Raw genomic sequence first — 13516 nt, 5'->3', positions numbered from 1 at the left:
GTATTAGAGTGTGAACTTACTTGTAAACTGGCAAACGTGAGCAGATTTCCAGAACCTTGCCTTTCACTTCTGCTTCAGCCTGTTCGTCACCGGAACCATCACCCAGTGCATCCAGAACATCACAGATCCAGCCAGCCAGTGCAGCGGAATCTTCTTCGTTAAAGCCTCGGCGGGTAATCGCCGGGGTACCGATACGCAGGCCGCTGGTCACGAAAGGTGAACGTGGGTCATTAGGAACCGCGTTCTTGTTCACGGTGATATTGGCACGACCCAGGGCTGCCTCAGCATCTTTACCGGTGTACTCCTTGCCGATCAGATCCATCAGGAACAGGTGATCATCGGTGCCACCGGAAACGATATTAATGCCACGCTCCATCATTACACGGGTCATTGCTTGAGCATTCTTTACCACTTGAGCCTGATAAGTTTTGAACTCATCAGACATCGCCTCTTTAAAGCAGACAGCCTTGGCAGCAATCACATGGCACAGAGGACCACCCTGAGACTCTGGAAAGACAGCAAAGTTAAGCTTTTTGTTCAGCTCTTCATTTTCATCGGCAAGGATCAGACCACCCCGTGGTCCTCCCAGCGTCTTGTGAGTGGTCGTGGTCACGACATCAGCAATACCTACGGGAGAAGGATAAACGCCAGCAGCCACAAGACCGGCAATATGAGCCATATCCACCAGCAAGTAAGCGCCTACTTTATCGGCGATATCACGGAAACGCTGCCAGTCAACCACACGGGAATAGGCTGAGAAGCCAGCGACAACCATTTTGGGCTTATGCTCGAGCGCCAGACGCTCAACTTCGTCGTAATCAATTTCGCCGGTTTCAGTATTCAGACCATACTGAACTGCGTCGTAGATACGACCGGAAAAGCTAACCTTGGCTCCATGGGTCAGGTGTCCGCCATGGGCCAGGCTCATACCCAGAACCACATCGCCCGGCTTCAACAGAGCCATGTAAACAGCGGCATTGGCCTGAGACCCGGAATGAGGCTGAACGTTGGCGTAGCCTGCACCAAACAGAGCCTTGGCACGATCAATTGCCAGCTGTTCGGCTACATCAACGTGTTCACAGCCACCGTAATAACGCTTGCCCGGATAGCCTTCTGCATATTTGTTAGTCAGTGCGCTGCCCTGAGCTTCCATAACTCGTGGACTGGCATAGTTCTCGGAAGCGATCAGCTCAATGTGCTCTTCCTGACGCAGGGTTTCCGCGTCAATAGCCGCCTTCAGCTCCGGATCAAATTCAGCGATGGTCATGTCCTTTGTGAACATTCATTACCTCTGGGTTGTTGCCTGTAAAATGCCTGGATGTCGGTGGTGAGGCGCTATTCTAATACAGCTTTAAGTAAATCTGCAGTGAAAATCCTTCATAGTCATTATGAGCGGTGGCTGAATAGCTTTATAAGCATATACGGAAGGTATTTGCATCCAGATTAGAAAAAACGGGATGAAGCCATCAACTCATCCCAGCGAAACCAACCTATGCCATCCAGTCTAGGCACAGATCTCTTTAATACGTGGAACATTCTTCACAATGTCAGGATGACTAGCGTACAAGCTATTGACCAACTCCGGGGTCACTTCGACCCATTGGGCATGTTCCGCATCATCACCGGCTTCCGGCTTATTAAGGTAAGGGTTACTCCCTTCGATATGTGTATGATAGGCCGCCGTTTCTATCCAGGCATTATCCGTATTGCGCCGGTCATCCACATAACCTTTATATACCTCTTCTGGTTGTTGAAAGCCGGGGGAATCTTTTAATTTCTCAAAGACCAGTTTATTCCTGAGCCCAGTAATCCTGGTCTCTATCTCTTTATCTGTCTTACCCTTTCGTTTTAGTTGATCTTCCAGCGAGGCAAGCTGGCTTTTGATATCATCATCCAGTACTTCAGGAGAATTCAACGCTTCTTCGGCCAGCTCCCGAATAGCTGCGGCTGAAAAGCTCTCATCCGTTGGATCAACCATACCTCCTGGCAAAGCCCACTGGCCATTATCCCCTCGTTTAATCAGCAGCAGTTCGTAGGAACCATCCGGACCATCACGGGTAATAATCGGATCAGCCGCATGATTTGGCCCCCACTTTCCAAGTTGGCCTCGCCCTTCAGTGCCAGTTCGTCCTTTGGGGTTCAAAGGCATCCCGGTTTGATCAAATTTTATTTCACCAAGATGACTTTGATGAGCCTTGTCTTTCCAATTAACATCTTTGGGCTTTAGAGGGTCCGCCCAGACAGGCTGTCTAAGAACAGAGACAGCGTTATATTCTGAAGGTTTATAGTCTTCAAAGGGGCTATTCCAGCTCACTTTATCATCAGGGACGCCTACACGATGATAACCTTCCGGTGCCTCAATGGGGTCCCGACAAACCGAGTGTTCATTCATACCCGCAACCATCCTTGAATCCAAACCTTTTGCAGCTGGAGTATTACTATTACCGGGGCCTTTGATAATATGTTTTCCAGCATCATGCACTTTGACTGAGTAGCCAAAAAATGCCTTCAGCGCATATTTTGCACACTTGAAAAAGCCAGGGTTACAATTATCGTGCCTCTGCCTATAGGCCTCTACAAACCCCTTATATCTCTCAACAATCCCAGACATTCCCTTGCCTCATTTTATTCTGCCCCAACAGTTTTCCAGCGACTTAATCAAAAAAACCTTGAGGGTTATACCAATGCTTTTTAAACAGTCAGTTCACAGAAACTCAAAGAATACCGGCCTGAGTTAAAATGGCCATACTCCGATACAAGCCTGTCTTGAGCATTTCATGCTCTGTGCAAAATGCCATCAGCTAACACTCTCATGATATAAAAAACATACAAAGATGCTTATTAAAAGCAAAAGGCTATAAAAATTATTTCAACAGCACCAAACCCTACAGTAGAAGCTATCTTGGTAGCAGCACAGCTTGTAAACCATTGCCAAGGCTATGGGCATCCAGTATCTTCCATCGATTAACCTTTATAGAATCAGAGACCCAGAGACATGGCTCAGTACGTATACACCATGAACCGGGTGAGCAAAATCGTTCCCCCGAAACGTCAGATTTTAAAAGATATCTCCCTCTCCTTTTTCCCAGGTGCAAAAATCGGTGTCCTGGGTTTGAATGGCGCGGGTAAATCCACCCTTCTGCGAATCATGGCCGGAGTGGATAAAGAGTTTGACGGTGAAGCCCGCCCTCAACCAGATCTGAATGTTGGTTATTTACCCCAGGAGCCTCTGCTGGACCTGGATAAAACCGTTCGCGAAGTGGTTGAAGAGGCTTTGGGTGAGCTGAAGGCTGCCCAGCAACGTCTGGACGAAGTCTATGCCGCTTATGCGGAACCGGATGCGGATTTTGATGCACTGGCTGCAGAACAGGCCAAACTGGAAAATATCATTCAAGCTGCTGATGCTCATAATATGGAGCGCAAGCTGGAAGTCGCAGCGGACGCCCTGCGTCTGCCAGAGTGGGATGCAAAAATTGAAAACCTTTCCGGAGGTGAGCGCCGTCGTGTTGCACTCTGCCGCCTGCTGCTCTCCAGCCCTGAAATGCTGCTACTGGACGAACCCACCAACCACCTGGATGCCGAGTCCGTTGCCTGGCTGGAACGTTTCCTGGTTGAGTATCCCGGAACCGTCGTAGCGATTACCCACGACCGCTACTTCCTTGATAATGCCGCCGGCTGGATTCTGGAACTGGACCGTGGTGAAGGTATTCCTTACCAGGGCAACTACAGTTCCTGGCTGGAACAGAAAGAACAGCGACTTGAGCAGGAACAGAAGCAACAAGATGCCCGCCGCAAGGCGATGGAGCATGAACTGGAATGGGTTCGCTCTAATGCCAAAGGCCGTCAGTCAAAATCCAAGGCTCGTCTGGCACGTTTTGAAGAAATGCAGTCCCAGGACTTCCAGACCCGTAACGAAACCAATGAGATCTACATTCCACCCGGTCCACGTCTGGGCGACAAGGTTATTGAAGTCAATAACCTGTCCAAAGGCTTTGGTGACCGCCTGCTGATCGACAACCTCAGTTTCAGCATTCCGAAGGGTGCCATCGTCGGCATTATCGGTGGTAACGGTGCAGGTAAGTCCACCCTGTTCAAGATGATCACTGGTCAGGAGCAACCGGATTCCGGAACCGTTGAACTGGGTGATACCGTCAAGATCTCCAACGTTCAACAGCTGCGTGATGAGCTGGACGACAAGAAAACCGTCTGGGAAGCGATTTCCGATGGTCAGGATATGTTGAAAATCAACAACTATGAAGTACCGTCCCGTGCATACATTGGACGCTTCAACTTCAAAGGTGGTGACCAGCAGAAGCGTGTCGGTGAACTCTCCGGTGGTGAGCGTGGCCGTCTCCAACTGGCCGCTACATTAAAAGACGGTGGTAACGTACTGTTGCTGGACGAACCGTCCAACGATCTGGACGTAGAAACCCTGCGAGCCCTGGAAGAAGCCCTGCTGGCTTTCCCGGGATGTGCCATGGTGATATCACATGACCGTTGGTTCCTGGATCGTGTCGCCACTCACATTCTGGCGTACGAAGGCGACTCCAAAGTCACCTTCTTTGAAGGTAACTACACCGAGTACGAAGCAGACCGCGTTGCCCGCCTGGGTGAAGAAGCCGCTGGCCCTCACCGTATTAAGTACAAGCGTATTGATGCATGATGTAGCTAATCAGTGACTACCCTTCCCGGGTAGTCACTCCTTTCTTTTCTCCTTCCCAATGAACTTTATATTCAAACCCGACTCCATTATTGAATGGACAGTTAGTTAGCACCTGAAAGCTGTGCGTTGTATACGGAAATCCCACTTCACCATCACTAACCGTAATGTTGGGAGTATTTTATGAAGTTGTATCGGGTTTTATCTTTGCTATTCATCTGCAACCTGTCATCTGCATTCGCTGAAGAAATCGGCAAAATCTCAGCCAGTATTTCCAATAACCAATTGAATGCTTATGAGGTATCAGGCGCGTTTACCGGTCAGCCGGAATACAGCTCTGAGTTTGCTTATGACTTTGCTTATAACTCCTGGAGACTGACGTCTGCAGGCGGAAAAGTCAGCTTTCCGGTAAAGCTGGATGGGCATGAAAAAGTCTACGCGAAATTCACCTGGGCTGGATGGGGTGCCGAGACACTGGTTAATATCTACTTCAATGATCAGCCCATCGCTTCAGGTCATGAAGTTCACGGGCATGCCTGGAACAGCCCCGCAATGGATACCTTTGAAATCGTACCCGGTAACTGTTCAGATAACTGCAAGATCACTCTAGAACTGGATCAGCGTTCACCCATGGTTTTATTTATGAAAGACCTGACGCTGACAACGGATGAAAATAACGAAGTTATCGCCCAAGACAAAGAATAGTTTCTTGGCATACGGAGCCGTCTGCTGACTGGCTCCAACTATCACCAGTACTCCTTTTCTTACAATGACATAGCAAGGCATTCGCCTGTCTGAGCTGATGTATATTTCTTTCCATCCAGTCTGGCGGGTACACCATTAATAAAGACATGTTCAATACCACTGGGTGGCGCATCACATAAGTCACGAGTTGTATTATCCCTTACCTGCTGCCAGTCCAGTACCACTACATCGGCAACAAAACCATCTCGAATACAACCGCGCTCGGCAATACCAAACCGTTCAGCTGCCTGTGCTGTCATGCGATGTATCAGTGTTTCCAGCGATATATTGCCCGTCTCCCGTGCAATCTGCAGAAAACGGGGAAAGGCGCCAAACGTAGCGGCGTTTTCAACACCGGATGGCTCCGGCCAGGAGTCCGTCATAAACATGGCGGCTGGATGTGTCATCAGCTTTTCCACAATCTGCGGGCCGTAATATTTATGCATAATCATCCTGGCTTCCGCATTGGACTGGTCAAGAATATCCACCATCACCTCAAAGGGTGATTTCCCTACCCTGCTGGCAATCTCGGTAATAAACAACCCATTATACTTTTCATAAGCAAGGCAACTGGCATCACTGATCTGTATACAGTCATAACCAAGCCCCAGTGTTCTGAATGCCAACCAGGCTTCCAACCGCAACCGTAACATGGGCAGGGGCTTTTTTAATATTCCGGGCATGTTGGCCATCACCCACTCCGGCAAGAGCGTGTTGAGCAGGGTGGCGCCAAAAGGATAGGGAAACATATCAAACTTTACATCAACCCCATCGGCAATAGCTTTATCGAACCTCGCGATAGCTTCATCCAGCGTACCCCAGGTTGTTTCCCCTACAAAGATCAGATGAGAAAACTGTAGCCGAACGTCGGTTTCCCTGGCCAGATCCAGCATTTCATCAATGGCCCGCAGGTTATGAGCCTTGCCAAACGGGTTCATTGGGTAGGTGCCGGACAGGCTGGAATAAGCCTTGGCGTGAACCGTAAGCACTTTGTCGTGTTTTTTTACCAACTGGGCAACAGCCCGTAACTCTTCCTTACTGGAAAAGACACCCGGCTTGTATTGAAGCCCCAGAGATATCCCTGCCGCCCCCTGAGACAAGGCTTCATCCAGCATCACCAGCATTTCATGCGACTGACAGGAAGACAGTGGATCTGCACTGAAACCATTGAGTGAAGTTCTACAGACGCCATGGCCAACCAGACTGACCAGGTTAGGACCACAGCCATGCCCCTGAATACGCTGTTGATAGCCCTGAAAGCTGTGCCAGGTTATCTCTCCATGACCTTCTTTAAACAACGAGTTTTCTATCAGGTGCTGATGAGGGGTATTGCACTTAAAACCAAATGGGCTGAAGCCACAGTTCCCCACCACCATTGTTGTGATGCCCTGGGCAATAAATGGGTCAAAATGTTCCGGCGCATTTTCAATGGCGAAGTAATCCATATGGCTATGAACATCAATGAAGCCGGGAGCGATCACCTTGTCTGTGCAATCAATTGTGGCGGCATCAGCGACCTTCTCTCCGGGATGAAGCACCCACAACCGTCCCTGCTCCATCAATACATTCGCTTTTCTAGCCGGGGTGCCTGTGCCATCGATCAGCAGGCCATTTTGCAGCAAGAGCTTATTTTTATTATCGGGTGCTGTGCCCATATTTACCTCTGTATTCCAAGAGCTATCTGATATAGCTAACCGTTCACCCTAACGGTATTCAAAGCGTAGTCAAGAAGAGAAACATTTCGAAGAAAAAACAAGCAGTACTGCTATGACCAGCTCACATAAACAACCTCAGCCGGAACTCCATTCTCCAAAAAAAACGCCAGCCAGAGCTTCTGGTTTTCCTGCAACCGATCTCCCGGGCCCTTCACTTCAACCCACTGGTACTTTTTATTTTCCACATCAAACAGGATCAGATCCGGAAACCCGGTTCGGTTATGGGCAATATCAAACATCAGCCGTTGAAACATGGCACGCAGTTGCTCTAACGGTATCAACGATACGGCAAGGGTAATCAGCTCCGGACTGAGTGCAGGCCAGATAACCAGCCGATTATTGATTCCGTGCTTCTCATTATAGGTTGTCAGCAGGGTATCCAGAAGATGGCTTTCCGACATTGATGACAGCCTGTGATGAATCGCCCCCTTACCACTCCGATAAAAATCAGGGGTCATCAGGTCTGCCGGCCCACTTTGAAACGGGTGAAAAAAAGCCCCATCCCTATCGGCGAAAATAATGTCCCAGAACCACAGGCCAGCGAGTCCGTTTATCAGGGCATTTTCCACATAAAACACCTGCCACCCCTGGTTTCTGAAATACTCCTGAACCTGAAACTCAACCCGCTGCCCGTTGTCGTTAAGCTCTAGAGTCCGTTCATTAAAACGCGCACTTTGCCGCCTGCGTTTTTCCCCCATCAGGGTTTTGGAAAACCGATGGGCAAAAGCCAGCTCCAGACTACTGGCCGGTGAAGCCTCTATCTCTTCACAAAGAGACAGAGCCCCATCAGTATCATTAAGCTTGGCCATAATGCGAGTCCGCCGTTCCCGGGACGGTGGCAAATAGGATTGCTGAAAACAAGCTATTGCCTCCCGCAATGCACCCTGTCTTTCCAAGTCACGGGCAATGGCATTCACCAACCGAGCATAACGACGCTTCAGTGTTGGATGGATGAAATCAGACGATGAAGGTAATTTAGTGACCAGAGTTTGCAGCTCATCAAGATCAAGTTTCTTATTGTCATAGGCAACTTCCTGCCAGAGCTGTGACAGACTCAACCCCTGCTCCAGCTCCTCGCGGCGATTGAACAGCCGGGATTTTAGCGGGTAATTTTCGAAGCGAGTCAATCCTAAGTCCTGAAGTACGAACTCCGTCAAATCCTGACTGAGGTTACCAAAGAACAGGAACAATAAGGTTCTCAGTTCTTCCATATACAGAGGTTGAAGTGTGGTAAATGGAAGATCAAGGCAGGCTTCACCACTATCAACAAGTCGGTTTACCAGAGTCTGCTTACGTTCTCTTCGGTAAGGCTCAAGCTGGTCAGGAAAACAGAGTAACAACTCACTTTTGGTAATAAGATCTGACAGCAAGACAATGTCCAGCGGTGGGTTAACCTGTATAAAACCAGCACCAACCAACTCATTAACTGCCAGCTCAATCGATGTAATTTCCGGATAATTCAGTTTATCCGCTCGAAACACCGGGCCTTTCCGACTCGCCAATCGCACATAGAGCTTCTGGGCATCTTCCTCAAGTAGCTGGAACGTGTTTAAAAAATCAGTTTCGCTGCAATTCAACAGATCAGCATATCGCTGCTCAACAAAACCAAGCAGCTTCTGAAAATTGGTCAGGTAATAGTCTTCAGGTAATACAACCGGTGCCTGCAACGGAGCCTCTCTATTCACAGGCAGCAATATCTGAAGGACGGAGCACCTGCAAGCCGGACACATCCAGTAACGACTGCTGGTACATCAACTTCGCCAGAGCTTCTATCCGGGTAGGGCGAAGTACTTTCAATCCGGAAACAGGCAGACTGCCTAACAGAGACATCACATAATAACCGACAGATTCCATTAACCGGAACTCATCACGCTCCCCATGCAAAAGCGAAGGTTGGTAGATAGAAAGAGAGCGTAACCCCATCTGCTTCAAACCATGCTCTGTCTCACCTTTGACTTTCATATAAAAGGCCATTGACCCTCCATCAGCCCCATAGGCACTGATCAAATGAAATGATGGCTGTCCATGATTTGCGGCCCACTGCCCAAGTGCCAGAACATAATCACGATCAACTCTGGCAAACTCATATTTGGAACCAGCCTTTTTGATAGTAGTTCCAAGGCAGCAAAACAGGGCATCGACGGTTGAGCTGGTTTCCAGTTCCTTTAACTGACCCAGACTCAGCACAATCTCTCTGACCTTTGGGTGGTCCAACCATGGTGTTGTTCGATAATGCAGAACGATAACCTTAGAATAGCGATCACACTCCAGCAGATATTTCATCAACACCTGCCCGGTGGCTCCGGTTGCACCAACCACCATGGCAATCTTTGGGGGCTTTTCTTTACTCATTTTTCTCACCCGACTCTTCAGTAAATCAACCAGAAGAACAACCTATGGAATCACAAATACCAGTCGAAATCGTCAGGCAAATCAAGTAAAAAGTGCGTCATAACGATTTTCATAACAACTTTCATAAGAACAGGATCGCAGTTTATGACCAGGCTTGCAGAAACATTAACCGCCATTGACCAGCTTCATGGGATGGACCCAAAGATCATTGACGGTACCCCGGCAGAGTTAAGCTATGCCCTGCAAATGACGCACTGGTTACAACAGCTGGCTCCAGATGCTTCTGAAGAGTTGCAGATCGCCGTTCGCAGTCAACACCTCTGCCGCTGGGAGATCCCCCGCTCAGAATATCCTGAAGGACGCACCGGCTACCTGAAATGGCGCACCGAGCTGGGTAAACTGCATGCTCGAAAAGCCAGTAAAATCATGGCCAGTAACGGTTATTCAGAAGAAAGCTGTGCACAAACGTCGGCAATCATCCGCAAGCAGGGCATCAAGCGTAATGCAGATGCCCAGACTCTGGAAGATTGCGCCTGCCTGGTCTTTTTAACCCGGGACTTTTCGGCCTTTGCCACAAAATACCCCAAAGACAAGGTGATATCCATTGTCCAGAAAACCTGGAAAAAAATGTCTGAACAGGCTCAGCAGAAAGCATTGGAATTGCCATTTTCAGAGCCTGACCTGAAAATTCTTCAAGAAGCATTGGCGGGTAATTAGGGGGCGTTAACACTTCGCCACCCGTTGACCGCTTCCCGCAGCCCGAAAAATAAGACATACGCTTTACTGGCAACGGGTGGCGGGCAACGGATAATGACCTTTTATTCCCTACCTCTCCTGCTTTACGTACAATAGCTGCCGGGATTGATGGGGAGTAAAGCTGTGATCAGCAGGCTGGATCAGAAAACAACAAATACCTTATATAGTCACTTTGCCCGGGAATTAGCCTCTGCAGGCTTTACCGGTGATATCGAACTGGGCTATGCCGACCGGACCGTTCTGGCAACGGATAACTCCATCTATCAAGTACTTCCAGAGGGAGTACTCTTCCCTCGCTCAACGGAAGACATCAGCAAGATTCTCACCCTTGCCAATAAGTCTGACTTTCACTCGATCGTCATCTCTCCCCGTGGTGGTGGCACCGGTACCAACGGGCAGTCACTCACTTCAGGTTTTATGGTCGATACCAGCCGCTATATGAATCGGGTACTGGAGATCAATACCAAAGAGCGCTGGGCCAGGGTTCAATCCGGAGCAATAAAAGACTATCTCAACGAGTTAGCTGCTAAGGAAGGGCTCTTCTTTGCACCAGAACTCTCCACCAGCAACCGGGCAACCGTTGGTGGCATGGTCAATACCGATGCCAGTGGCCAGGGTTCTGTGGTGTATGGCAAAACCCGTCACCATGTACTTGAGCTGACCTCAGTACTTGCTGATGGCACGGTATGGAACTCCTCACCTGTCGATAACGATCAACTTGAACAATTGTGTCAGCGACCAGACCGTATTGGTGAGATTTATAACACGCTGAAAAAGACACACAGCCAACATAAACAACGAGTGTCTGAAGTATTTCCACACCTGAATCGCAATCTGACGGGCTATGATCTGGCCAATATTGTAAATAAAGATAATCAGCACGACCTGAACGCGATCCTCTGTGGCTCAGAAGGCACTCTGGCCATAATCAGTGAAATTAAAGTTAATCTGCTGTCTATTCCCAAGCAGTCTGCCCTGGTTCTGGTTTTCTACAAAAGTTTTCAGGACTCCCTGCAAGATGCCCAGGCACTGATGGCAGCAGAGCCCGGCTCCATTGAAACCATTGATTCCCGTGTACTTGGGCTAGCAAAGTCTGACAGTGTCTGGGAAAGCGTCAAAGATTTTTTCCCCGAACAAAGCGACGATATCGACGGCATTAACTTTGTTGAATTTACCGGCGACGATGAAGCGGAAATTCAGCAGTGTATCGATCGCCTGAAAGCAGAGTTAGAAAAGCCAGTCAGTATCTGGCGTGCTGGCCACAGTGTGGTTATGGGGACTGGCAACGTCAAAAAGATCTGGAATATGCGTAAGCAGGCCGTTGGGCTGCTGGGCAATATGAAAGGCGACGCACGACCCATACCTTTTGTAGAGGATGTTGCCGTACCTCCGGAAAATCTCGCTGACTTTATCCTCGCATTCCGTGCACTGCTGGATCGCTATCAACTCACTTATGGCATGTTTGGCCATGTGGATGCCGGTGTTCTACACGTTCGTCCTGCCATTGACATGAAAGATCCGGAGCAGGAGAAACTGGTTCGTATAATCAGTGATGAAGTTGCAGCACTGGCCAGAAGCCATGGCGGTGTGCTCTGGGGGGAACACGGCAAAGGCGTTCGCTCTGAATACGCACCGGACTTTTTTGCGGACCTATATCCAGTGCTTCAGGAAATCAAAGGGGTATTTGACCCGTACAATCAGTTAAACCCCGGCAAGATTGCGACACCCGCTACCCTGCCTGAACCTGTTCAGCTACTTAAAATTGATGAAGTGGCTACCCGGGGTCAACAAGACCGCGACATCGACCGTAATGCCTTTGAAGCCTTCACCAGCAGCCTTTACTGTAACGGTAACGGCGCCTGTTTTAACTACAATCCCAACAGCGCTATGTGTCCCACCTGGAAGGCCACCTATGACCGGATTCAATCCCCGAAAGGCCGATCTGGCCTTGTGCGGGAATGGCTGCGGTTACAGACTGCCGCTGGTGCAGATATTGCCAGTGAAAGCCAGACCATTCGTCAGGCAGGCCCGTTGCATAACGGCGGTCAGAAGCTGATTAACCTGGTGAACAAATGGCGGGGTGAAGAAGACTTCAGCCATCAGGTTTACGGTGCACTGGATAACTGTATGAGCTGTAAATCCTGTGCAGGCCAATGCCCGATTCAGGTGAATATTCCGGATCTTCGCTCACGCTACTTTGAACTGTATCATGGTCGCTACCCAAGGCCAGTCAAGCACCACATAGCGGGCCTGCTGGAACCCATGCTGCCCGTACTGGCAAAATTCAAGCCTGCTTACAATCTGGTCATGGGCTGGTCAGTGGCAAACACCATTGCCGGTAAAACCATTGGCCTGCAGGATATTCCCGCGATTACCAGCTCATCGCCAACCAGCGACTGTTGTCGTGCGGGTGCTGCCATCGCTAACCGTACATTGCTGGATGCGATACCCGACAGTGAGCGGGATAAAACCGTCATCATTATTCAGGACGCATTCACCAGTTTCTTTGAAACACCACTGCTTACGGATCTGGTGGAGCTGCTGATCCGCCTGGGTTATCGCCCCTTGATCGCACCTTATAAACCCAATGGTAAGGTGCTCCATGTCTATGGATTCCTTGGCCGATTTGAAAAAATCACCCAAACCAATGGGCAGGAGCTGAAGGTACTGGCTGATAGCGGTATCAGCCTGATGGGTATTGATGCGGCTGTCACGCTGACGTATCGGGATGAGTACAAAGAAGTGATGGGAGAAGAGTCTCCTGAAGTGCTTCTGCTGTCCGAATGGTTCGCTCAGCAGTCAGAAACATTACGTCAGTTGCAAATGGATCTTTCAGGCATAGCCGAAGAAGAGTTTATTCTGCTGGGGCACTGTACAGAAACCTCTAATGTACCTGCAGCCCCTTCTCAGTGGCAGCAGTTATACAAAGACCTGGGCCTGCAGCTTACGTATAAGGCTACTGGCTGCTGTGGCATGGCAGGTATTTATGGCCATGAAACCCGTAATCAGGAAACGGCTCGAAAGCTTTATGATATGAGCTGGAAAGATGTTGTCCAGAATCCTGAAAACAGCGGCAGACTGGTTGCCACTGGTTATTCCTGCCGGAGCCAGGTGAAGCGTTATGGGGATGGCAAGATTCCACACCCGGTACAGGCCCTTCTGCAAGTGATGAAACAGCAATCAGCGGTTTAAGAGCCTTTCACCAAAAAGGCACGGAGAAAAGAAAAAAGCTTTTCTGGTTCCCATGCTCTGCGTGGGAATCCATGCCGTTAAGGTACGGAAAGTCCCC

At 49.3% G+C, this 13516-nt stretch carries 9 protein-coding genes; 4 read left to right on the top strand and 5 right to left on the bottom strand.

The window, feature by feature from the left end; translation table 11 throughout:
- Positions 1–16: 16 nt before the first annotated feature.
- Positions 17–1282 carry a serine hydroxymethyltransferase gene (glyA, locus tag GV64_RS06865; RefSeq protein WP_020580848.1) on the bottom strand — a complete coding sequence of 422 codons (1266 nt, stop codon included), beginning with the start codon at positions 1280–1282 and terminating at the stop codon, positions 17–19.
- 222 nt (positions 1283–1504) lie between these two features.
- The gene (locus GV64_RS23665; RefSeq protein ID WP_020580849.1) at positions 1505–2611 is read right to left on the bottom strand and encodes an ADP-ribose pyrophosphatase; all 1107 of its coding nucleotides are present in this window, start codon (positions 2609–2611) and stop codon (positions 1505–1507) included.
- 384 nt (positions 2612–2995) lie between these two features.
- Here GV64_RS23665 and ettA point away from each other — a divergent pair, with 384 nt between their 5' ends.
- Complete coding sequence (gene ettA, locus GV64_RS06855) at positions 2996–4663, top strand: energy-dependent translational throttle protein EttA (RefSeq protein ID WP_020580850.1); 1668 nt, start codon at positions 2996–2998, stop codon at positions 4661–4663.
- Positions 4664–4843: 180 nt separating this feature from the next.
- Positions 4844–5365, top strand: coding sequence for a hypothetical protein (locus GV64_RS06850; RefSeq protein ID WP_020580851.1), 522 nt, complete (start codon positions 4844–4846; stop codon positions 5363–5365).
- Between the two features lie 59 nt (positions 5366–5424).
- Here GV64_RS06850 and GV64_RS06845 read toward each other — a convergent pair whose 3' ends face one another.
- The 3 genes from GV64_RS06845 to GV64_RS06835 all read right to left on the bottom strand — a co-directional run bounded on the left by GV64_RS06845 (position 5425) and on the right by GV64_RS06835 (position 9471).
- Positions 5425–7059, bottom strand: a complete 1635-nt coding sequence (locus GV64_RS06845; RefSeq protein WP_034844106.1) for an N-acyl-D-amino-acid deacylase family protein — start codon at positions 7057–7059, stop codon at positions 5425–5427.
- A gap of 110 nt (positions 7060–7169) precedes the next feature.
- The gene (locus GV64_RS06840) at positions 7170–8804 is read right to left on the bottom strand and encodes a VRR-NUC domain-containing protein (RefSeq protein WP_157236885.1); all 1635 of its coding nucleotides are present in this window, start codon (positions 8802–8804) and stop codon (positions 7170–7172) included.
- The gene (locus tag GV64_RS06835) at positions 8797–9471 is read right to left on the bottom strand and encodes a Rossmann-fold NAD(P)-binding domain-containing protein (protein WP_020580854.1); all 675 of its coding nucleotides are present in this window, start codon (positions 9469–9471) and stop codon (positions 8797–8799) included. Before GV64_RS06835 ends, GV64_RS06840 begins: the two co-directional genes overlap by 8 nt.
- Before the next feature lie 144 nt (positions 9472–9615).
- Here GV64_RS06835 and GV64_RS06830 point away from each other — a divergent pair, with 144 nt between their 5' ends.
- Both GV64_RS06830 and ydiJ read left to right on the top strand, forming a co-directional pair.
- Positions 9616–10188, top strand: a complete 573-nt coding sequence (locus GV64_RS06830; protein ID WP_020580855.1) for a DUF4202 domain-containing protein — start codon at positions 9616–9618, stop codon at positions 10186–10188.
- 162 nt (positions 10189–10350) lie between these two features.
- Complete coding sequence (gene ydiJ, locus GV64_RS06825) at positions 10351–13419, top strand: D-2-hydroxyglutarate dehydrogenase YdiJ (protein ID WP_034844562.1); 3069 nt, start codon at positions 10351–10353, stop codon at positions 13417–13419.
- Positions 13420–13516 lie beyond the last annotated feature (97 nt).

Source organism: Endozoicomonas elysicola (genome assembly GCF_000710775.1).
Lineage (GTDB): Bacteria > Pseudomonadota > Gammaproteobacteria > Pseudomonadales > Endozoicomonadaceae > Endozoicomonas > Endozoicomonas elysicola.
This window is presented reverse-complemented; position numbering and strand designations above follow the sequence as displayed.

Bases quoted from the DNA above. Each gene is read 5' to 3' on its own strand.
- GV64_RS06835 (WP_020580854.1), bottom strand. From the start codon at position 9,471: ATGAGTAAAGAAAAGCCCCCAAAGATTGCCATGGTGGTTGGTGCAACC.
- GV64_RS23665 (WP_020580849.1), bottom strand. From the start codon at position 2,611: ATGTCTGGGATTGTTGAGAGATATAAGGGGTTTGTAGAGGCCTATAGG.
- ettA (WP_020580850.1), top strand. From the start codon at position 2,996: ATGGCTCAGTACGTATACACCATGAACCGGGTGAGCAAAATCGTTCCC.
- glyA (WP_020580848.1), bottom strand. From the start codon at position 1,282: ATGTTCACAAAGGACATGACCATCGCTGAATTTGATCCGGAGCTGAAG.
- GV64_RS06830 (WP_020580855.1), top strand. From the start codon at position 9,616: ATGACCAGGCTTGCAGAAACATTAACCGCCATTGACCAGCTTCATGGG.
- GV64_RS06845 (WP_034844106.1), bottom strand. From the start codon at position 7,059: ATGGGCACAGCACCCGATAATAAAAATAAGCTCTTGCTGCAAAATGGC.
- GV64_RS06850 (WP_020580851.1), top strand. From the start codon at position 4,844: ATGAAGTTGTATCGGGTTTTATCTTTGCTATTCATCTGCAACCTGTCA.